Here is a 21,296-nt window from a genome sequence, read left to right on the forward strand (position 1 = left end):
TTTGTTAGTAAGTAATATAAATATTGTGAATTAAAATTAATTTAAAATATCGACTTTTCCTCTTTTCCCAATAATAAGCTTTGTGCAAAAGTAGAACAAAAATACTTTTTTATAAAATAATTTGTCCAATTATTCCACAAAATTATATTTTATTTTTTGGCCAAATCCACCACAAAGGCATATTCTAAGGCTAAGGTTTTTAAGGCCTCAAACCTACCTGATGCCCCACCATGACCGGCACTCATATCCGTAAAAAGAAGAAGCAGATTATCATCTGTCTTCTTGTCCCTTAACTTAGCTACCCATTTCGCTGGTTCCCAATATTGCACTTGGGAATCATGCAAGCCCGTGGTCACCAAAGTATTTGGATAGGCCTTTTCTTCTACATTATCATAGGGAGAATAGGATAACATATACCAGTATGAGTCTTCATTCTTTGGATTTCCCCACTCTTCAAACTCACCCGTTGTTAAAGGAATGGATTCATCTAACATGGTAGTCACCACATCTACAAACGGTACGGCTGCCACCACTCCTTTGTATACCTCAGGAGCCAGGTTCATTACTGCACCCATCAGCAAACCACCGGCGCTTCCACCCATAGCAAACACCTTATCTTTAGCGGCATATCCTAAAGCTACCAGGGCTTTGGAACAATCTATAAAGTCATAGAAAGTATTCTTTTTCTGCATCATCCTACCCTGCTCATACCACTGCCTACCCATCTCTAATCCTCCTCTGATATGGGCAATGGCATAAACAAAACCTCTATTCAATAGACTTAAACGTGAAGGGCTAAAACTGGCATCCATGGTAGCACCATAAGAGCCATAGGCATATTGTAACAGAGGAGAAGTGCCATTCAAAGGAGTATCCTTCTTATAAACTATGGATACCGGAACCTTTGCACCATCTCTAGCAGTAACGAAAATGCGCTCAGACACATAGTCTTCCTTATCAAAGCCCCCTAGCACTTCCTGTTCCTTCAATAAGACCTTTTCCCTAGTATCCATATGATAATCATACGTTGACCTAGGCGTAGTCATTGAGGTATACCCATACCGCAGTACCGTGGTATCAAACTCAGGATTAATACTTATAAAAGCAGTATATGCCGGCTCTCCGAAATCTACATAATGTTCCTCCCCTGTACGATGATGAATAATCCTCATTTGGATCAAGCCTTCTTTCCTTTCCTGCACCACCATAAATTCCTTAAAGAGTTCCAAACCCTCAAAGAACACCTCTTCTCTCGAAGGAATTACCATTTCCCAAGCTGCTATATCTGCATGCTTCTCCTCCTTGACCTGCATTAAGGCAAAGTTCTCTGCTCCGTTTAGATTAGTTCTGATATAGAATTTATCCTCGAAGTGCTCAATACTATACTCGTGACGATTGCCCCTAGGAAGAAAAGTCACCGGTTTTGCCTGAGGATCATCCGCTCTTAATAACTGAAACTCAGAAGCTACTCCGATATGCTCAGAACCTATGGCTATGTATTTTTTGGACTTCATCCTAAATATGCCCATATAGTACTGATTATCCTTCTCTTCGTATACTAATTCATCCTCCTGATTTCCTAGTTGGTGCCTGTATACTCTATTGCCTAACAGGGTCTGTTGATCCTTTTTTACATAATAAAAGGTCTTACTATCAGCAGCCCAGGCATAATTCCCACCCTCTGTTTCGGGAATCTCATCGGATAAAATCTCACCAGTAACTAGATTTTTAACTTTGGCTGTATAATTTCTTCTACCTACTGTATCTACAGCAAAAAGCAATAACTGTTCATCATCAGAGATCTCCATTCCACCCACATGAAAATACGAATGGCCCTCCGCCAAGGCATTTCCATCCAATAGAATCTCCTCTACTTCTGTACCCACTTTTTTCCTGCAATAGACCGGATATTCTCCCCCTTTCACAAACTTCGTAAAGTACATATACGAACCTTCTTTATAGGGAACTGATTCGTCATCTTCCTTGATACGGCCCTTCATCTCTTCAAACAACTCCTCCCTCAATTCTTTCAAAGGGGACATGACCTGCTCCAAATATTCGTTCTCCGCCCTGAGATACGACAAAACCTCTTCATCCTCCCTCTGATTCAGCCAGTAATACTCATCTACCCTGGTATGTCCATGTGTCTCTATAGGGAAGGGAACCTTCTTCGCTACCGGAGCTGCAATGCCTTGACCCGTAATGCTTGACGCCATATTGTTCGATTTAAAATTTAAAAATTCTCGTTTGAGCTACAAATTTCATTGCGCATGCAACAAAATACTTATCTTGCAAAGGTATTAATCATTTTTAATCTATGAAGAGACGTATACTCCCTGTATTTTTTTTACTGCTAGGCGCATTCGCATTTACACCTCCTGAAAATGGGCTTCAAGCGGTCTTTGAACGAATCAATCAGGATGTACTTCAGAGAGGTAAAGCCTACGAAACCTTAGGTGAAGCTACTTCAACTATCGGTCACCGACTAACCGGTAGTCCTAACGGTAAAAAAGCAGAAGAATTTGCGTTTAATCTTCTGAAAAGCTACGGATACGACGTAAAATTCCAAGAATTCAATGTAGAAGCCTGGGCCAGAGATACCGTGAGCTTAACCTTGGTTCCGGAAAACAGTGATAACTTCGTAGATTATGAAGTAGTAGCTCTTGCTCATTCCCCTGTTTCTTCCCACATCACAGGAAAGATAGTAGATGTAGGTGATGGGCTTGAAGATGATTTCGAAAAAGTAAAGGATGAGGTCAAAGACAAAGTAGCCCTGTTCAATATCAATATCCAGGACGAGAAAAATAAAGGCAAAAAGAATCTTCACCGTTCAGAAAAGACTGCTTTAGCCATTAAATATGGTGCAAAAGGAGTTATCATAGCCAATGCTGTAGAAGGTGGAGTGCTACTGACCGGGACTGCTTCTGTAACCGGGGAATTGATTCCTATACCGGCAGTCTGCGTGTCTGTAGAATCTGGGAAAAGCATAAGAAAATGGATCAAAGATGAAAAGAATATCCTGGCGGTAATAGATATGATGAACTTCTCGCGCCCTATCAAAGCGAGAAACGTGATAGCTACTCTACCTGGAACATCTAAAAAGCATAAAAACGAAAAGATCATCGTAGGTGGACACCTTGATTCTTGGGATCTAGCTCAAGGAGCTATGGATAATGGTGTAGGTTCCTTCTCTATCATGGATATAGCCAGAGTATTCAAGCAGTTGAATCTTCAAACCAAAAGACCTATAGAATTCGTACTCTTTATGGGTGAAGAGCAAGGGCTTTTAGGCTCACGCCACATGGTTAAAGAACTGGAAAAGAGCAAAAAAATCAAAAACGTGAAACTGATGATGAACATGGACATGACCAATAACGTTCGCGGATTCAGTGCCGGCGGAAACGATGCTCTTAAGACTAAAATGGAAGAAATAGGAAAGATCATTCAACAAGTGGATCCTTCTTACGGAAATGCCGTTAGCAACGGTGTAGGTTTACATTCTGACCATCAGCCCTTCATGATCAGCGGGGTTCCTATCAGTTCTCCTTCCGGATCTTTCCCTATCAAAGCGTACGGTTGTTACCATGCCAACTGTGACCGTTTTGATCTAATCGACAAAAACCATATCAACAACAATGTGCGTTACACCGCCATGATGTTATATGCATTGGCCAATGAAGAAACATTGCCTACTCAATTCAGAAGCAGCAATGAAACCAAAGAGTTCTTGATCAAACATAATTTGAAGACCGAATTAATAATAGGCAAAGACTGGAAATGGGAAGAATAATCTCCTGAATCTAAGGAAAAAGCGCAGCAAAACTGCGCTTTTTTTATGCTCTTTTGGAACGAAAACCATAAAATTCAGACAATCAACAATTTAACAAATTTGTCAACTTTTTACCATAGCAAAAATTTTAAATCATTTATTATCAGTGTACTATAAATATTTCTTGCGAACTTTTTTACCTATCCTATTTCAAATAAGTTGATTTTTTTGTAGTTTTCACACAACAATTACTGCATATATATGGGAAGGATAATAGAAGAAACTCAAAGACAGAAATATACCACAGAAGAAGCTACACAAGCAGCTCTTGAATACTTTAAAGGTGATGACCTTGCGGCAAAAGTTTGGGTAACCAAATATGCCTTGAAGGATTCCGAAGGGAATATCTATGAGAAGTCGCCGGAAGATATGCATCACCGAATAGCTTCTGAAATAGCAAGAGTAGAATCCAAGTATCCTTCCCCTATGAAGTACGAAGAAATCCTGGATCTGATCCGTGATTTCAAGTACATAGTACCTCAAGGAAGTCCTATGACCGGTATAGGAAATCCGTTTCAGATTGCGTCTTTATCCAACTGTTTCGTGATAGGTCATCCCAATGGAACGGGTGACTCCTACGGAGGCATCATGAAGATAGATCAGGAGCAGGTACAATTGATGAAAAGAAGAGGAGGCGTGGGACATGATCTTTCTCATATCCGCCCAAAAGGTTCTCCCGTTAAAAATAGCGCTCTAACCTCGACAGGTCTAGTGCCATTTATGGAGAGATATTCTAATTCCACTCGTGAAGTGGCTCAAGATGGGAGAAGAGGTGCCTTAATGCTATCCGTTTCCATCAACCATCCGGATGCAGAAGATTTTATAGATGCCAAATTAGAAGCCGGAAAGATCACCGGTGCCAATGTATCCGTTCGTATCGACGACGACTTCATGAAGGCCGTGAAGAATAAGTCTGCATATACACAAAAATTCCCCATCTTCAGTCCCAATCCTAGAATGACTAAGGAGATAGATGCAGAAAAGATTTGGCAAAAAATAGTACACAATGCGTGGAAATCTGCTGAACCCGGTATACTCTTCTGGGACACCATCCGTAGAGAGTCTCTACCTGACTGTTATGCTGATCTAGGATACGAAACGGTTTCCACTAACCCATGTGGAGAGATCCCTCTTTGTCCATATGATTCCTGTAGGCTTTTAGCTATCAATCTCTACTCCTACGTAGTAAATCCTTTCAAAAAGGATGCTTATTTTGATTTTGATTTATTCAAACAACATGTAGGGGCTGCGCAAAGAATGATGGATGATATCATCGACCTGGAATTAGAGAAGATTGATGCCATCTTACAAAAGATTGACGAGGATCCTGAAGACGAAGAGATCAAGAGAATAGAAAAGAATCTTTGGCTAGAAATCCGTACCAAAGCCAGAGAAGGAAGACGTACAGGTGTAGGTATAACTGCCGAAGGAGATATGTTGGCCGCTTTAGGTATACGTTACGGCAGAGAAGAAGGAATAGCATTCTCCATTAAGGTTCATCAAACGCTCACCCTAGCGGCATACAGAGCTTCATGTGAAATGGCCAAAGAGAGGGGTGCCTTTAGTATTTTTGATGCACAAAGAGAGAAAAATAATCCTTTCCTACTCCGCATTAAGTCTGTTGACCCTGCCCTTTATAATGACCTGCAGGAATACGGTAGGAGAAATATTGCTCTATTGACCATAGCACCTACTGGAAGTACATCCATTCTGACTCAAACTACTTCCGGCATCGAACCCGTATTTATGCCGGTCTATAAACGCAGAAGAAAGGTTAATCCGAACGATAAAAACGTGAGAGTTGACTTTGTGGATGAAGTGGGCGACTCCTGGGAGGAATATGTGGTATTCCACCATAAGTTCAAGACTTGGATGGAAGCTCAGGGCATAGATACTTCAAAAAATCTTTCCGATGCAGAAATAGATGAGCTTATAGCTCAGTCTCCTTATTACAAAGCCACTTCTAATGACGTAGACTGGGTGAGCAAGGTAAAAATGCAGGGAGAAATCCAAAAATGGGTGGACCACTCTATCTCCGTAACCATCAACATTCCTAACGAGGCTACGGAAGAGTTGGTGAACGAACTTTATATCACTGCGTGGGAGGCCGGCTGTAAAGGAGTAACCGTGTATCGTGACGGTTCTCGTTCCGGTGTACTTATTGGAAAATCAGAACCTAAAAAAGAAGAGGAAGAAGCACCACAAGCCTTCCCTCTGAAGAGACCACAAGTTCTGGAAGCTGATGTAGTAAGGTTCCAAAACAAAAAAGAGAAATGGATTGCTTTCATAGGTAAGATCAATGAAAAACCTTATGAGATCTTCACCGGATTGGCAGATGACGAGGACGGCATCCTACTTCCAAGATGGGTAAACGAAGGATATATCATCAAGAACAGAGATGAGGAAGGAAATTCTCGTTACGACTTTAGGTTTACTAACCAAAGAGGTTATAAGACCACTATTGAAGGTCTATCTCATAAGTTTGATCCGGTTTACTGGAACTATGCAAAATTGATATCCGGGGTACTTCGTCACGGTATGCCTACTGAGAAGGTGATTGACTTGATCAATTCCTTGCAGCTAGATAACGAGTCCATCAACACTTGGAAAAACGGGGTTGTTCGAGCGCTGAAAAAATTCATTCCTGATGAGACAGAAGTAAAAGGACAGAAGTGCCAAAACTGTAATTCTACTAATCTAATGTATCAAGAAGGCTGCTTAACCTGCAAAGACTGCGGCAGCTCTAAATGTGGATAATGCTTCGGTGGGTCTCTGCCCACCGACTCTTTTTTTCAGATTCTTGCCTTCCTTTTTGATGAAGTCTATATTTGTGCATTAACCTTGTAGACCATGTTATCCACCACTTTTGGCGCCGCCGTATTTGGCGTTAATGCCACACTCATTACTGTAGAAGTTAGTATACTTAAGGGAGGTTTTGGACTGAATGTAGTTGGCTTACCGGACAATGCCGTCCGAGAAAGCCTTCAGCGCATTGATGCAGCCTTAAAGAACGGAGGCTTTGAACAATCCCGATATAAAACGGTCATCAACCTGGCTCCAGCTGATCTCCGGAAGGAAGGAACGGCTTATGACCTACCCATAGCCCTCTGTCTACTTGCCTCCTCACAAGAATACACCCGAAATCTCTCCGATTATGTCATCCTTGGAGAATTGGCTTTGGACGGCAAACTACGTCCCATAAAAGGGGTATTACCTATAGCTATCGAAGCCCGGGCTCAGAAGCTGAAAGGATTTATATTACCCAAGGAGAATGCCTTAGAAGCGTCAATTGTCAACCAATTAGACATCATAGGAGTGGACACTTTAGAAGAGGCAGTTGAATTTCTAACTGGCAACAAGGACATTGAACCTTTAGTAACGGATACTCGGGAAATCTTCTACCATACGGTAAACGATTACGAAGCTGATTTTTCCCATGTTCAAGGGCAGGAGAACATCAAAAGAGCTTTGGAAATAGCCGCTGCAGGGGGACACAATGCCATCATGATAGGTCCTCCCGGTGCAGGTAAGACCATGTTAGCCAAGAGACTACCTAGTATTCTCCCTCCCCTCACCCTCTCTGAAGCACTGGAAACCACGAAGATTCACAGTGTGGCAGGGAAATTAGATAAGCGATCTACCTTGATTTCCAAGCGACCTTTTCGCCAGCCCCACCATACCATTTCAGATGCGGCATTAGTAGGTGGCGGTAGTTTTCCGCAACCAGGGGAGATTTCTTTAGCCCATAACGGGGTGCTGTTCTTAGATGAACTTCCAGAATTCAAGAGGACCGTATTAGAAGTGATGCGTCAACCCCTGGAAGAGCGGAAGGTCACTATTTCTCGTACCCGCCTAGCCGTAGAGTTTCCGGCCAGCTTTATGCTGATCGCCAGTATGAACCCGTGTCCATGCGGGTATTATAACCATCCCGACAAAGAATGCAGTTGCGCACCCGGCACCGTTCAGAAATACCTGAACAAGGTTTCAGGACCCTTACTGGATAGGATTGACTTACATGTAGAAGTTACACCGGTGAGCTTTGACCAGATCTCCAGTTCCCGCAAGAGCGAAACTTCTGAAGAAATACGAGAAAGAGTGGTTAAAGCTCGTAAGATCCAGGAAATAAGATTTCAAGATCATCCGGGGATACATTGTAATGCCCTTATGCCACCAGAGATGGTGAAGGAAATTTGTCAAATTGGCGAACCGGGAAAATTGCTATTAAAAAGAGCCATGGAAAAAATAGGTCTTTCCGCTCGTGCCTATGACCGCATCCTGAAAGTATCCCGAACCATAGCTGACCTGGCAGAATCTGAAGAGATCCGAATTGAGCATTTGGCAGAAGCCATACAGTACCGGAGTTTGGATAGAGAGAATTGGGCGGGATAACGAAATGTTCTATATATCTAGACGATTTTAGTTTTCTTGGTTCGGGCTTAATTCTTCCTAGAGCATAGTGTTGCTTTTCTGATCCAAAGCTACCTTCCAGGCGCGTAGCCCGCTCTTTGCTCAGTAGAGAGCACATCTGCTTGTGCTGCTTCTTTTCATCTTTGGTCGGTTTTCCTTTACGTACAAAGTTGGTTACTATGTCCTTTACCCAGGTGTGTCCCTGAAGCCAATAAAGACCTTATCATCAATTATTAGACCCTACATCTCTACATGGGCAACACACCCCCATGAACAACCGGTAACTTTGCAAGTAGTAGATACACTACCATTTGTATTAACCGTTACAGTAACTTCGCATTGAGAAGATGGGAATGTATTATTTCCACACGAACAATACACCGTTACCGGAGGCTCCTCTTCCACTGAGACCCGAAGTTTTTCAGAATTCATCTCCTCTGCATCTTGAACTTTATTTGCAGGCATAAGAACTACTTTACTTTTGCCATGTTCACTATGTTCAAAGGAAACTGTAGCTGCAAATCCCTCTGAAAGGTTCAAATAATCAATTTGCACTAATTTTATTTTTGAAGACGGGTCTTTATAAATATCAGCTATCCTTTTAACTAAATCTTCATGTGATTTTGCGATATAATCACCACTCGGTGCCATAAGAGAAATTGAATTAGAATTATCAATCTCCGCAACCTCTGAAGACTTGCATCCAGAAACAAATAAACAGAAGAAAACTGTCACTAATGATAAAGTTATTACTCTCATTTTTTGTAACTATTTAGTTAAACATGATTAAAAATTTAGTTTTTCAGATTTTATAAAGCAAAATTTATGTCAAGTTTCTACCATAAAATTTATTATGTCGTAAATTTTACTCATTGATTAATCTTTAAACATTAATAATAAGGAGCATCGATAGTTTGTTGCGGGAAATCGGATACTCCGGATACCAATAGGTATGGATGTGGTTTATCCACTGTTTTCTCGTATCGCAAAAATGGCAACGCAACAATGTCCATGCGGGTATTATAACCATCCCGACAAAGAATGCAGTTGCGCACCCGGCACCGTTCAGAAATACCTGAACAAGGTTTCAGGACCCTTGCTGGATAGGATTGACTTACATGTAGAAGTTACACCGGTGAGCTTTGACCAGATCTCCAGTTCCCGCAAGAGCGAAACTTCTGAAGAAATACGAGAAAGAGTGGTTAAAGCTCGAAAGATCCAGGAAATAAGATATCAAGATCATCCGGGGATACATTGTAATGCCCTTATGCCACCAGAGATGGTGAAGGAAATTTGTCAAATTGGCGAACCGGGAAAATTGCAATTAAAAAGAGCCATGGAAAAGATAGGTCTTTCCGCTCGTGTCTATGACCGCATCCTTAAAGTCTCCCGAACCATAGCTGACCTGGCAGAATCTGAAGAGATCCGAATTGAGCATTTGGCAGAAGCCATACAGTACCGGAGTTTGGATAGAGAGAATTGGGCGGGGTGAGAAAAAATGAATAATTGACAGGCCGCTCTGATATTTATAATTTGCTGCAGTGTAAGCTACCCCTTCAGATTACGTTTCAAAAGTATAAAAGATACAAAAAACAACCCAATAATTTGGTTTATAGATTTTAATTAATATGTTTATCACAATAAACTAAACATAAACCTTTAAATATATATGAAATTAACTACTTTAAAATTAACCTGTTGTACATTAGTTATATTTCTTTTTTTCTTTGCATGCAAAAACCTAGAAAAGGAAAAGGGTTATATTTCTTTTAAAGATGGCCCATCTTTGGCTCTTAAAGAACATGGGTTTTATTCTGAATCTAGTTTTTTAAATATCAAAAAGGATATTTTTGATGATCAGAAAAGAATACAAATATCTTTGAATGGTGATCAATTCAGACCTCACGAATTAAATATATATTTAGAAGAATCTGTTTGGAATGAGATAAATATGGCATCTGGAAAATATGAAGTACTATTCTTAAAAGGTGTAGTGTTTATTAATAGTTTAGAACATAATAACCAATATAGTTTCAAAGTAAAAAATGAGGCTACTGATGGTTTGCTAAATAGATTACCAAAAAAATATCTTTCACAAGATATTAAAGATGTGATAGGCATTACTCTTTTTGGAAATCACGATGCTAAAATAGAATTAAGAACAGGTGATGATGATGCTGGCGGTGCTTTATTGTAATAAAGCTGGAGAAGTTGACTCAAAGTTTTGACGTCCCACTGACCCTTCCCCCGAAACAAGACAGTTTAATATTAGAGAATCCAAGCTTCACATAGCCTTATTATCTGACCTTTTCATATTCTTTTGGTCATTATTTTATTCGGAGTTGTCTGTCCAGTCTCCCACGAACAAATAGTTGAAGCATCAACAGAAAGTAATTTTCCCATTTTCTTTTGATTTAATCCATGTGTCAGCAGAAAGGCTTTGATTCTACCCCTTAGGTCTCTCTCTGAGACCTCAAAAGGGATATTCCGGAGGAATTAATCTATTATCCGAGGATAAAAATGAATATGAGGCAGACTTCTGCCATTTTCCCAGCCAGTAATTGAGTCAACACAAGTATTAAATATTCGGGCACTATCAGATTGTAGCAACCGCAAATCCATTCTTCGTTTACGAATATGCTCACCAATCGTCTTGGGTTGCGCAGGGTACCAGTATACATGCGGTTTAGGCACTGTTTTTTCGTATCGCAAAAAAAGCAACACAACAATGTCCATGCGGGTATTATAACCATCCCGACAAAGAATGCAGTTGCGCACCCGGCACCGTTCAGAAATACCTGAACAAGGTTTCAGGACCCTTACTGGATAGGATTGACTTACATGTAGAAGTTACACCGGTGAGCTTTGACCAGAACTCCAGTTCCCGCAAGAGCGAAACTTCTGAAGAAATACGAGAAAGAGTGGTTAAAGCGTATCCACATGGTGAAAATTAATTATTTTACCACTCCTATAGAGTATTATTACACTCTCGCACACGAAATCATCCACTCAACCGGACACGCTAGCCGTCTTGATCGCTTGGTGAAATTCGCCAAAAAGAATGAATACGCCTTCGAAGAACTCGTTGCAGATACAGCCGCATCCTACCTCTTACAGCACTTTGGGCAAGCTACCGATTCTACCCTGCAGAACTCCGCATCCTACGTCACCAATTGGCTTGAAGCCTTAGGTAAAAATCCGTACTTCTTCTACCAAGCTGCTAAGCAGGCAGAGCTGGCGACGAATTACGTTTTAAAAGAGGCCCTGTGATGGCCTCTTTTTCTTAATATTGCAGTAAGAACCTAATAATGAATCATGAAGAGCTTCGGCGATATTAAAAATGTAATGCTTTGCGGAAGCATTCTTATTGGTATTGTTTTCTTCCTGTATGTTTATAATACAAGATTGTGTTGCATATCTTACTCATTATTATTTATAATTACCAATTTTTCCTATATAACAATACAAAATACAAAAGATTAAAACCACTACCAGAGGTAATTACAAATGCAGATTTTCTTATAATGGTTTTTAATCGTATAAAAATAATAATAAAATGCGGTACAAAATTATTATTTGTTTAGTCCAACAACACAAGGACGGTAGAGCTTCAATTTTTATGTTTACATTACCACTATTTTTTTCCATCAAAAAAGTATAATTGAAGCGCATTCTGTGCAAAAAGTGCCTCTATATATTATAAATTACCTTAATTACTGTAGTTCGACCCTTTAAGGGATAAGATCGATTTATTGCTGTATTATTCATCAAAGTAAAAATTTCATATTGCTTTTCACCCATTATATTGCTAATTTCGAGTAGCCATTCTACCCGTTTGTTTTTAGTTCGATATCCTCCATTTAAGTTCATAAATAGATATTTTATTGGAGAACCACCGTATACTAAAGTGCGGCTTTGTATTCCAGAAAGCTTAGCTTGCCATTGGGTGCCTACTAAATAGCTTAAAGAAAAGTTGTGCTGAAAACTTGTATACTGATTTTTAAATTGTGTTGTTCCAGTTTCGGTTATTGCCCTACTGGAGAACCAACTTCCAAAGTAAGAATATTCTGCGGATAGTCTTTTTAATATATTTTTTTCAAGTTGACCTTTCATTTGGCACTGGAACGAAGACAGTGGCACTATATTTCCATTGAGATAATGTTCACCTTTGGTAAATGTTCCTGAAGCATCTATAGTCATTCTGAATTTTGGTTTCCAGAAAAATTTGCTAATTCCGCCATTCACGTCTAAAATTTTTTGGCGGTTCACTAATTTTATTGTTTTCGATCGAATGATATTTTCTTCAATCTCCATTGATTTTATGGTGTTGGAACGCTGAATTGTGTATATGGTTTTACCATAAAATGTCAGCATGGATAGAGATTGTTCCTCTTTGTATTGCAAAGATGTGAACGTATTATGCAAAATTTGAAGATGTGGGTCATTAACCATTAATGTCTTAAAATCCAATAGGATAGGTTGGGTATATATTTGAGTAAAATCCCCGATACTTTTCTGGAAATTGTAATCAAATCGTAGGTTTTTTTCAGTGCTAAAATTATATTGTAAATATAATTTTGGTCGGAATAGAAAAAAGTTCCTTTTATTACTCATGGACAGCTGTAGGTCTTGGAAAGTTATTCTGTAGTATTCCAGAGGCAATAAAATTTCTGCATTCATTTTTTTTCTTCTTACTTGGTACATTGCGGAGAAATAAGGGTAGGATCTTTGCCAATCTAAACCGTTTTGTGAATCCGTTATTTCCCTTAAACCGGTATTTGAATATAAGCGGGAGTGTAATTTTTGTTCCTCATACATATATCCCGCTTTGTATTGTTGCGTAACGCCTATTTTCGCGTAAGTGTAGGCTAGATAAGAATTGGAAATGAATGTAGGTACCAGTAGATTTTGTATGATAGATGCCGAATCTACTGAGGCAAAATTTGGACGATATCCAGAACCAAGGTGTAAATTTTTCCCATTTCTATTTTGTTCAAGTAACCAACGTAATTCTACTAAACTATTTTTTCTATAGGTAGGAATGAATGTAAATTCGTTGGTGTAATTTTTATCATAGGTAGTCAGTGCTTGAGAAAATTTTTGGTCATTAAAATGCATTTCTCCTGTGCTAAGGTTCGAGGTCCTGATTACTTTGAAAGAATTGTTAAGAAAATACAATTTTTTATTTGCCATTAAATTAATGAGGAGATCATGGCCCCAAGGTTTATTAGTTAATTGGTGGTTTTCTGTAAAACGAATAGTATCTTGTAAAACAAAATTTGCTATCGCGCTGGACGACTCATAGTGTGTCTTATCGTACTGACTTGTTGTATTAATTCTTAATTGTACCTCGTTTTTGAATTTGTACAGGTTATTTATAGATGCAAATAGGGAACGATTATTTAAATAATAGATAGGTGGTACACTAGGCTTAGATGTAGCGCCGAGATTGATGTAGATTTCAGGTAATTTATTGGTTAGACTCCCCATCATGGAATTTGATCCAAGGTTTTTTAGCTGATCTTCGTAGTTTATGCCAAGAGTATTGCCGCCTGCAGCATTTAACATTTTAAATTTCTTATTTAGTGCTACTTGTGCTAAATCAAGTTCATAAAGATTGGGAATGCCAGCGCCAACCCGTAAATTTCCGGAAGATTTCAGGCTACTGTCATCTTGTAATATTAGATCTACAGAAATTTTATCGGAATGTACTTTGTTTTGGAGTGCTTTGACTGGTTGATGATTTTGGATGATATGAACACTGGAGATCATTTCCTTTTTTATGGTTTTTGTTGCCATCCCGTAGCGCCCTCCCATAAGGTCATCTCCGTGAATATATAAATTGTCTATCTTTTTGCCGTTGTAAGTAATGCTGCCATCGTCACCGACTCCTATTCCTGGTAATCTTTTTAGGACATCAGAAATACTTCTATCTTGCTCTCGAGCAAATCTTTGAACATTAAATCGTGTCGTGTCTCCCGTCTGTCTTACTGCCGGAGCTTCTACCCTTACTTCCTGTAATTCTAGCGGATTTGGTTTTAATATAAAAATATATTCCATTTGGTTCAGCAGTACGGCTTGACGAGCCTTATGGAATCCGTAAACATTCACCTCTAACCATAGCCCTGGTTTAAAGTAAATATTATCGATTCTATATGAGCCATTTTGGTCTGATTGGGTATAGGAAATTACTTTTCCCGTGCTGTCCCCTAAGGTAATGATAGCTTCAAGAGGCTCTAAACTTCGGTCAGATTTGATAGTGCCTCGTAAGTGGATAGTTTGAGAGTAACCACTATAAATGTGGGAGCAGAGAAAGATAAGGATGAAATATCTAATTCTAGTGGAATGTAAATTAAAGGCGCTCAATGGGATTGTATTTTTTCAAACCAACTATTTTCGTTTTCTGTCCAGTATCTTCATTTACAGTCGTGACCTTCGCTCCATTTACTTGGGCTTGGGTGTAAGCTTCGGGATCTTCAAGGAACATCGTTAAGGCTTTAGTATATTCTTTTTCTTTTAAGGCAATTGCTTTTTCGTATTCATAAAAGGAGTCAGTATTTTCCAAAGTACTAGCGCTTCGGGTTATAGATTTTGCTTTAAATTGAACTTCACCTGTACTATCTTCAACCTCCAGAATTAAACCTGGAAGACCATGAAGAATCCAAGGACCCTGAGTAAAAGGTAGGTCTGTGGTAAACCAGACTGAATAATTTCTACCAGAATATTGTCCTCGAGCCATTTGGCAAGTGTACCCTAATACGGTTTTTTGTTGGCTAGTGATCTCCCATTTTATCGATGGCAATTTCTTCTTTACATAATATGTTTTTATTCCAATTTGCCCTATTTTGTGCACTAGTTGATTTTTTACATCTACGACTAATTGTTCTCGAAATACAATGCCTTTATTAGAGACTGGCAAGACGGGTCTACCGACCACCGTTCTTGCAGACGTTGTATTTATTACAGGTTGTGGCTCATTTTTCTGATTTTTGTTATTATGAATTTTAAAAATTTCCATTTCACAATATCTACTAGAATTTTTGCCTATCGATAATATCATTTCTTGTTTATACGGACTATTTGGGGCATGAAGGTCTAATATTAGTGTAGAATCATAAACAACGTGGTAAACAACCGGTTCTTGTATAAACCATAAGAATACCCAGAGTGTGTAGGTTGATAACTGGAACATTGGATTAGATTTATATCAATTTATTATTAATTTTGCCGCCTCAAAATCGTCTCTGTTATTGAGGAAATCTCCAATTAACAAAATTTCATCATTTAAATTAGTAACAATACATTGATCTGGTAAAATACCGGTATTCAACGTATAAAATTTGCTTTCAGTGTCTAAATAGAGGGTTAGATTTCCAACTTTCACTTTGCCTGATTCTACTAAATATTTTATTGATTCAAAATCCTTATTTTTGGAATAACAAAATGGTATTATCTGTACTTGACTGGCACGCTCAGCAAGTTTGTCAGACAACATGTTAATTTGTGAAAACCTGCTTAAACATGTTGCACAAGATACATCAATAGGAATATAAAGTCTAAACGTCCGCTCATCATCGCTTGCATTAGAATATTCTGATCTATATTTTTCAATCTGGACAGGGATTTTCAAAACTTTATGCTTTTCAGTCTTAGCTTGACAAGCAATCAAAAATAAAAAAATAATAGGGAGAGATTTCATTTTAATAGAGGTTTCCACTTTCAATACTTCTCGTTTCGGGATTGAAGACATATATAGTTGAATCATTGGAGCTCACCACAAAATCGACGATGCCATTTTCGAGGTTTATACGTTTTTTTTCATTCCCGTCCCAGTCAAAAACAAAAATTGATTTCCCTAGTTCTGAGTCTTCCTTTTCTCTAAAATTTCCTGAAATAAGCAGATAAATGTATTTCTCTGTTGTTTGGCCTCGTACATATCCAAAACGAGTTTCTTTATTAATGCTCATAAATTCCTTCCCTTCTGCCGTTTTTGCTAATTTCAAGTTTGGCCCAAATCCTTCTGGTCCGAATATTTGCTTTTTGGTTCCAGCATCTAAATCTATGTATTGTAGATAATCAGCATACCTAGCAGCAAGAAAATACTTATTTTGAGTGGGATGCTTGTACAAAAAACTTTCAAATGCTTCCTTTTGTGTACGGGGAAAATTTTCTGGGTAAGGGAAGTACGTTTCTTCAATTTTGCCCTTATTAAGATCTACTTTTTCCAAGAGATAATTTGAGTCATGGTCTCCGCTACAAATAAATGTATGTTTTGTAAGTGGTTGAATTCGGTAGTAATTTGTGTTTTGAAAAGGCAATTCCTCTGTAACTGAGTCTAAATCTTTAATTGAAACAAAAATTATTGCAGCTTTCAATAAATCTAAAACCCATAGTTGATCTCCTAATATACCAAAAGATAAAAAGGATAAACTCTCACCTGCCTTTCTACCTGCAGGCAGTAAGTCTCTTACTTTTTGTTTACTATGTAGACTATAACTTGAAAAATGATGACGAGTGGTACTTTCATCGTGTCTAATTAAGAGCAAAGAATCGTTGAAAAGCATCATATGATATGGCGACGTTACATCAGCTGTAAAAAGCTTTTTTGTTACTAGTGCTTGTTCAACCGGAAATTTTTTAAAAGTAATATCTTTCTTATCTTGTGCATCGCAACTGTTTAAAAAAAGTACAAAAAGCAATAGGTATATCTTATTCATTCTAAATTATAGTTTACAAGTTTAAATATAGTTTACAAGCTCAAAATGTACTTTCAAAATATTTTTGCTTAGAACTAGGTAATGGAAAAAAAATAGCATATCTAGTAACTTTAATATTTGGCTGCGACTTATGTGTCTAATATTTCGAGTTTGTTTGAACGCTAATTTTAATTGTGATGCCGTAATAAAAAATTACGGCATCACTAAGTTGCAGTTGTTCTCTTAAGGAAGATTATACCCACAAGTCTTAGCGCCCTCTTCCGGAACGCATTTAGTCACATTATAACCTCCATGGCTGCAACGATCATCAGCTTTCCCAGTAAATTTACATCCAACTGCAATAACATCAGGTTGATCTGGATCTTGATCTTGATTACTTTGAGAACTAACTTGGAAAGAAATACCGATAGTCAGAACCAAAAATGGTACGATGATTTTTTTCATTGTTTAGTAATTTAAGGTGAATAATTGTTAAAATTTATTTTTAGAAATAACATCAGCGGCAAATCTGCCGATTTAAGTCTTTGATAAAGTTACGCGGCAAGGTTAATATATGATATAAATATGGTAAAAATTTATTAAGTGGTAATTTGTTAAATCTTTTAATTGTAATACTCTCTATTTTATGGACAACCTGATAAGTAATTACTTAGAGGTTTATATGAAAATCGGGAGTACTTCTTTTTGATTTAGATTTGTAGAATTGAGCAGGAAACTGAAACTTGAAGGAAGAGTGCTTTCGCTCTTCAGTCCTAATTAGAATTTTTTTTGAGAGATGCAGTGTTATTTGTTTGTCATCTAATTATCTTTATCTACAAAATTAGGTGAATGCATATTGACGAATTATTAAATAATGCTTTGAATATTGGTGGGGGTTATTTAAACCCTACAAACAGGTACGGTGTGGTAGATCCCAATAGCTCGATAAAAACTTGGACACAAAACTAAGTTAATAATTAATTAGATTTGTGTATGTCAAAGCATAGGAAAACGTGGTCTTCAGAAGAAAAGGAGAAGATAGTACTTTACTCAATTGAGCATGGGGTTAGTGTTGCTTCAAGGGAATTTGGGGTGTCGTCTGTAAGTATTTATAGTTGGAAAGAGAAGTTTGACCAACTGGGTAAGACAGGTTTACCTCCAGGGTCGATGTCAGATTCTGAGCGTGAGTTAAAACAATTGCGTCGAGAAAACGAAGCTCTTAAACGGATCGTGGCCGAAAAAGAGTTAGCTATTCAGATTAAAGATTCCCTTTTAAAAAAAAGTCAATCCCTAAAGAAATGAAAATCATGGTTGTTGACGAGTTTTTAGAGCAAGGGAAGCCAAAATCAATAGTGTTGAAGCATGTAGGGTTAGCTAGAAGTAGCTATTATTATACATCTACTGGCACAAAACCCGGTAAAAAGATCTCTCAGTTTGTCTATGATTTAGAAAACAACAGGCATGATTTGGAGTATGTTTTGCAAGAAACCAAGAAACTTTTGGAGGGAGAATTTGTGGATTACGGTTATTATAAAACCTATCGCTATTTAAACCAAGAAAAGGGGTTAAAGATAGGTGCTTATAGAACCTACAAACTCATGAAAGAGCATAATTTACTGAAATTTCAACGCAATAATACCAAAAGAACTAGCCGAAATTGGGTAAAAGACCTCGTCCCTAATGTACAAAACGAATTTAGTTTCCTTGAATTTGACATTAAGTATGTTTATATCCAAGGAACACGCTCAAATGCACAAGTCCTGACCGTTTTAGATGTTTTTTCAAGATGGCAACTTGGACAATACATCGCAAATTCTATTAAATCAGAAGATGTAATTAGACTTTTTGAGCAAATTTTTGAAACTTATCCTATGCCTAAGCAATTTATCGTAAGAAATGATAATGGTTCTCAATTTGAAGCAACAATAGTTCAGGAATATTTAAGACAAAAAGGAGTTAATCAGGAATTTACGAAGCCTGCTACTCCGCAACAGAATGCACATATTGAGTCCTATCATTCAATCTTAGAGAGTGCTGTTTGTCAGAGATTTGAGTTTGAAGATTTGCAAGATTTCAAACAAGTGATGCATAGATGGAAAAAATTTTATAACTTCGAAAGAATACATGGAGGTTTACAATATATGTCTCCTCGAAAATTCCTCGAATCAATACAAGTAGAAATAGACCCTACGTGGTAAAATAAAGTAAATAAACTGTCCAAGTATTTGCGTTTAAGACAAAATATTTTGTTTTCTTATTTAATTGTTGTTTGTGCTTAATTGTAGAATTTATAAATCTAGTTAGAGTATTTAACCATACGAAATCATGAAAACGCATTCGACTTTTTTCATTCTTCTGCTTTCAATTATTCTATTGATCCAGTCTTGTAATAATGAAGTTATTACGCCTGCAGGCTATTACAAAGCTAAAATTACAGGCAGATTTTGTACTCTTGCAGCTCAAGTAAAGGGAGGTGAAACAACTTCAGAATTGGATAAATATGAGTATATATATATTGTAAACATTCCTGAAGAATTGAGTTTTATAGGAGCTGAATTCTATTTTGAAAAATTTGAGAAAGTAGATCCGCCCATCTGTTTAGGAAATACCTATTCACCTCACCTGACTATATCCGTTGGTAGTATTTTTATAAAGCAACCAAAATAAATCGATTATGAAATATTTTAATGTACTTATTTTCCTAACTTTTATCTCAGTTTGTCAAGCTCAGATAGATAACAGACCTTTTTATTATTACTTTGATGAGAAGGTACTGATTGACATTGACTCTTCCAATGCTATTTTAGTAATTGGAGATCTTAAAAGTAAAGAGGACTTACTCCGGTTGGTACAAAAATATGGGGCTTTACACAAGCCTCAAAACCCTTACCAGAATATACTTAACATTACATTTGGTTCTTCTAACAACAATAAGAATTTTGAAAGACAACTTAAAGAAGAATTCCCTGATGTATTTTTTAGTTTTTCCTACAAGTATCAGAATGCTTATGTGTTAGTATTAAATGAGGTATGATAATGGACCCCAGAATTAGGACAAGGAATTAAGTTTGAAAGATCAATTTTAATAACTTGTCATATTATGGGAAATACACGTAGAAAATTCAGTTCGGAATTCAAGAGCAAGGTGGTCTTGGAAGCCTTAAAGGAGCGACAAACTTTGTCGGAGCTTGCGTCATTATTTGAGGTTCATCCTCAGCAGATCACTAATTGGAAGAAGGAATTCATGGAGAAAAGTGCTCAAATTTTCGAGTTGAAGTCTGTTGGAAAATCAAGTGTTGAAGAACAGGAGAAGGAATTTCTTTATGCTCAAATCGGCCAGCAAAAAGTAGAAATTGAATTTCTTAAAAAAAAGTGGCATCAAATACAGGCCTCAAACAAAGGCGTGAAATGATCGAAGGGACGAATAAACTGCTGGGTATTTCTAAGCAATGCAGTCTATTGGGGATTCATCGCAGTGGTCTATATTACCGGCCCGTAGCAGAGCGTGAAGAAGATTTACAGCTTATGCTTGAAATTGATAAGATTTACCTCAAATACCCTTTTATGGGTAGTCGGAGGGTGGTAGATCAACTAACAAAGTTGGGCTTTCAGGTGAACCGTAAACGGGTGCAGAGATTAAGAAGACTTATGAGATTGGAAACCTTTTATCCTAAACCCAATACCAGTAAAGCAGACCCAGCGAAATATAAGTATCCCTACTTGCTAAAGAATTTAAAAATAGAAAAGATTAATCAGGCGTGGGCTGTGGATATCACCTCTGTCCCCATGAAAACCGGATTTATGTATCTGGTGGCAATAATAGACTTATATAGCAGATATGTGGTCAATTGGTCAATCGGCAACACTATGGATGCACAATGGGTAGGCAATTGTTTGTCAGAGGCATTTGACAAACATGGAGTGCCACAGATAATAAATAGTGATCAGGGAAGTCAGTTTACCTCAGAAGTTTACCTGGACTTACTGAAGGAAAAAGGGGTAGCCATTTCTATGGATGGAAAAGGTAGAGCCGTAGACAATATCTTTATAGAGAGGCTTTGGCGAAGTGTTAAATGGGAATATGTTTATCTTAATCCTGAAATCGATGGAGTGGCGTTGTTCAAAGGATTAACCCAGTGGTTTAAATTTTACAACCATGAGCGAAACCATCAGGGTATTGACATGGAAATTCCAGCAGAAAGATTTAACTTAGTAGCATAGAAAATCGGGTTATCCACAAGCAGGATAAGTTATCAACTCCCCCCTGCACCCCCCTATGTTAACAATAGTAATAATTGTCCTAAATGTGGGGTCCACTTAATATCTCTCAAACCAAAAACATCTTTAGCTGATATAGAGGCCTC

At 37.9% G+C, this 21,296-nt stretch carries 18 protein-coding genes and 2 pseudogenes; 13 read left to right on the forward strand and 7 right to left on the reverse strand.

The features are described from left to right. Positions 1-149: 149 nt before the first annotated feature. On the reverse strand, positions 150-2,216 hold the full coding sequence (locus tag LBYS_RS10995; protein WP_013408943.1) for a S9 family peptidase: 2,067 nt from the start codon (positions 2,214-2,216) through the stop codon (positions 150-152). Between the two features lie 101 nt (positions 2,217-2,317). On the opposite strand from LBYS_RS10995, the gene LBYS_RS11000 reads away from it, so the two are divergent. From LBYS_RS11000 to LBYS_RS11010, 3 genes are all read left to right on the forward strand, one after another. Then, on the forward strand, positions 2,318-3,790 hold the full coding sequence (locus LBYS_RS11000; RefSeq protein ID WP_013408944.1) for a M20/M25/M40 family metallo-hydrolase: 1,473 nt from the start codon (positions 2,318-2,320) through the stop codon (positions 3,788-3,790). Positions 3,791-4,030: 240 nt separating this feature from the next. After that, positions 4,031-6,586, forward strand: coding sequence for an adenosylcobalamin-dependent ribonucleoside-diphosphate reductase (locus LBYS_RS11005; protein WP_013408945.1), 2,556 nt, complete (start codon positions 4,031-4,033; stop codon positions 6,584-6,586). Positions 6,587-6,679: 93 nt separating this feature from the next. Then, positions 6,680-8,218, forward strand: coding sequence for a YifB family Mg chelatase-like AAA ATPase (locus LBYS_RS11010; RefSeq protein ID WP_013408946.1), 1,539 nt, complete (start codon positions 6,680-6,682; stop codon positions 8,216-8,218). Between the two features lie 258 nt (positions 8,219-8,476). Here LBYS_RS11010 and LBYS_RS11015 read toward each other — a convergent pair whose 3' ends face one another. Continuing rightward, complete coding sequence (locus LBYS_RS11015; RefSeq protein WP_041823630.1) at positions 8,477-8,995, reverse strand: hypothetical protein; 519 nt, start codon at positions 8,993-8,995, stop codon at positions 8,477-8,479. 214 nt (positions 8,996-9,209) lie between these two features. Between LBYS_RS11015 and LBYS_RS11020 the strand changes: the two are divergent. From LBYS_RS11020 to LBYS_RS11030, 4 genes and pseudogenes are all read left to right on the forward strand, one after another. Continuing rightward, positions 9,210-9,728 (forward strand): annotated as a pseudogene (locus LBYS_RS11020) (magnesium chelatase subunit ChlI family protein); the annotation flags it as partial. A gap of 177 nt (positions 9,729-9,905) precedes the next feature. Further along, positions 9,906-10,433, forward strand: coding sequence for a hypothetical protein (locus tag LBYS_RS11025; RefSeq protein ID WP_013408947.1), 528 nt, complete (start codon positions 9,906-9,908; stop codon positions 10,431-10,433). A gap of 532 nt (positions 10,434-10,965) precedes the next feature. After that, a pseudogene (locus LBYS_RS18790) lies at positions 10,966-11,163 on the forward strand (ATP-binding protein); the annotation flags it as partial. A gap of 13 nt (positions 11,164-11,176) precedes the next feature. Continuing rightward, entirely contained in the window at positions 11,177-11,506 is a 330-nt protein-coding gene (locus LBYS_RS11030; protein WP_083794575.1) for a zincin-like metallopeptidase domain-containing protein, read from the forward strand. A gap of 420 nt (positions 11,507-11,926) precedes the next feature. Here the strand turns inward: LBYS_RS11030 and LBYS_RS11035 are convergent, their stop codons facing one another. From LBYS_RS11035 to LBYS_RS11055, 5 genes are all read right to left on the reverse strand, one after another. Next, entirely contained in the window at positions 11,927-14,602 is a 2,676-nt protein-coding gene (locus LBYS_RS11035; protein ID WP_013408948.1) for a TonB-dependent receptor plug, read from the reverse strand. Then, positions 14,589-15,428, reverse strand: coding sequence for a GLPGLI family protein (locus LBYS_RS18335; RefSeq protein WP_013408949.1), 840 nt, complete (start codon positions 15,426-15,428; stop codon positions 14,589-14,591). Before LBYS_RS18335 ends, LBYS_RS11035 begins: the two co-directional genes overlap by 14 nt. A 15-nt stretch (positions 15,429-15,443) precedes the next feature. After that, positions 15,444-15,935 carry a hypothetical protein gene (locus LBYS_RS11045; protein ID WP_041823633.1) on the reverse strand — a complete coding sequence of 164 codons (492 nt, stop codon included), beginning with the start codon at positions 15,933-15,935 and terminating at the stop codon, positions 15,444-15,446. Between the two features lies 1 nt (position 15,936). Beyond that, a complete protein-coding gene (locus tag LBYS_RS11050; protein ID WP_013408951.1) occupies positions 15,937-16,953 on the reverse strand; it encodes a TolB-like 6-bladed beta-propeller domain-containing protein in 1,017 nt (338 codons plus the stop codon). Between the two features lie 222 nt (positions 16,954-17,175). Continuing rightward, entirely contained in the window at positions 17,176-17,397 is a 222-nt protein-coding gene (locus LBYS_RS11055) for a hypothetical protein (protein ID WP_013408952.1), read from the reverse strand. Between the two features lie 528 nt (positions 17,398-17,925). Here LBYS_RS11055 and LBYS_RS11060 point away from each other — a divergent pair. The 6 genes from LBYS_RS11060 (at position 17,926) to LBYS_RS11085 (ending at position 21,153) form a co-directional block, all read left to right on the forward strand. Next, complete coding sequence (locus LBYS_RS11060) at positions 17,926-18,234, forward strand: transposase (protein WP_013407870.1); 309 nt, start codon at positions 17,926-17,928, stop codon at positions 18,232-18,234. Beyond that, on the forward strand, positions 18,231-19,130 hold the full coding sequence (locus LBYS_RS18340; RefSeq protein ID WP_049781326.1) for a DDE-type integrase/transposase/recombinase: 900 nt from the start codon (positions 18,231-18,233) through the stop codon (positions 19,128-19,130). Before LBYS_RS11060 ends, LBYS_RS18340 begins: the two co-directional genes overlap by 4 nt. A gap of 127 nt (positions 19,131-19,257) precedes the next feature. Continuing rightward, positions 19,258-19,599 (forward strand): hypothetical protein, encoded by a 342-nt coding sequence (locus LBYS_RS11070; protein WP_013408954.1) that lies wholly within the window; start codon positions 19,258-19,260, stop codon positions 19,597-19,599. A gap of 7 nt (positions 19,600-19,606) precedes the next feature. Then, positions 19,607-19,966 carry a hypothetical protein gene (locus LBYS_RS11075; RefSeq protein WP_013408955.1) on the forward strand — a complete coding sequence of 120 codons (360 nt, stop codon included), beginning with the start codon at positions 19,607-19,609 and terminating at the stop codon, positions 19,964-19,966. Between the two features lie 66 nt (positions 19,967-20,032). Next, positions 20,033-20,344 (forward strand): transposase, encoded by a 312-nt coding sequence (locus LBYS_RS11080; RefSeq protein ID WP_013407840.1) that lies wholly within the window; start codon positions 20,033-20,035, stop codon positions 20,342-20,344. Beyond that, positions 20,341-21,153 (forward strand): IS3 family transposase, encoded by an 813-nt coding sequence (locus tag LBYS_RS11085; RefSeq protein WP_013407839.1) that lies wholly within the window; start codon positions 20,341-20,343, stop codon positions 21,151-21,153. The genes LBYS_RS11080 and LBYS_RS11085 overlap by 4 nt, the downstream gene beginning before the upstream one ends. Positions 21,154-21,296 lie beyond the last annotated feature (143 nt).

This window comes from Leadbetterella byssophila DSM 17132 (assembly GCF_000166395.1).
Classification (GTDB): Bacteria; Bacteroidota; Bacteroidia; order Cytophagales; family Spirosomataceae; genus Leadbetterella; species Leadbetterella byssophila.

Coding starts and splice junctions, on each gene's coding strand:
- LBYS_RS10995 (WP_013408943.1), bottom strand. CDS start 2,216: ATGGCGTCAAGCATTACGGGTCAAGGCATTGCAGCTCCGGTAGCGAAG.
- LBYS_RS11000 (WP_013408944.1), top strand. CDS start 2,318: ATGAAGAGACGTATACTCCCTGTATTTTTTTTACTGCTAGGCGCATTC.
- LBYS_RS11005 (WP_013408945.1), top strand. CDS start 4,031: ATGGGAAGGATAATAGAAGAAACTCAAAGACAGAAATATACCACAGAA.
- LBYS_RS11010 (WP_013408946.1), top strand. CDS start 6,680: ATGTTATCCACCACTTTTGGCGCCGCCGTATTTGGCGTTAATGCCACA.
- LBYS_RS11015 (WP_041823630.1), bottom strand. CDS start 8,995: ATGAGAGTAATAACTTTATCATTAGTGACAGTTTTCTTCTGTTTATTT.
- LBYS_RS11025 (WP_013408947.1), top strand. CDS start 9,906: ATGAAATTAACTACTTTAAAATTAACCTGTTGTACATTAGTTATATTT.
- LBYS_RS11030 (WP_083794575.1), top strand. CDS start 11,177: ATGGTGAAAATTAATTATTTTACCACTCCTATAGAGTATTATTACACT.
- LBYS_RS18335 (WP_013408949.1), bottom strand. CDS start 15,428: ATGTTCCAGTTATCAACCTACACACTCTGGGTATTCTTATGGTTTATA.
- LBYS_RS11045 (WP_041823633.1), bottom strand. CDS start 15,935: ATGAAATCTCTCCCTATTATTTTTTTATTTTTGATTGCTTGTCAAGCT.
- LBYS_RS11050 (WP_013408951.1), bottom strand. CDS start 16,953: ATGAATAAGATATACCTATTGCTTTTTGTACTTTTTTTAAACAGTTGC.
- LBYS_RS11055 (WP_013408952.1), bottom strand. CDS start 17,397: ATGAAAAAAATCATCGTACCATTTTTGGTTCTGACTATCGGTATTTCT.
- LBYS_RS11060 (WP_013407870.1), top strand. CDS start 17,926: ATGTCAAAGCATAGGAAAACGTGGTCTTCAGAAGAAAAGGAGAAGATA.
- LBYS_RS18340 (WP_049781326.1), top strand. CDS start 18,231: ATGAAAATCATGGTTGTTGACGAGTTTTTAGAGCAAGGGAAGCCAAAA.
- LBYS_RS11070 (WP_013408954.1), top strand. CDS start 19,258: ATGAAAACGCATTCGACTTTTTTCATTCTTCTGCTTTCAATTATTCTA.
- LBYS_RS11075 (WP_013408955.1), top strand. CDS start 19,607: ATGAAATATTTTAATGTACTTATTTTCCTAACTTTTATCTCAGTTTGT.
- LBYS_RS11080 (WP_013407840.1), top strand. CDS start 20,033: ATGGGAAATACACGTAGAAAATTCAGTTCGGAATTCAAGAGCAAGGTG.
- LBYS_RS11085 (WP_013407839.1), top strand. CDS start 20,341: ATGATCGAAGGGACGAATAAACTGCTGGGTATTTCTAAGCAATGCAGT.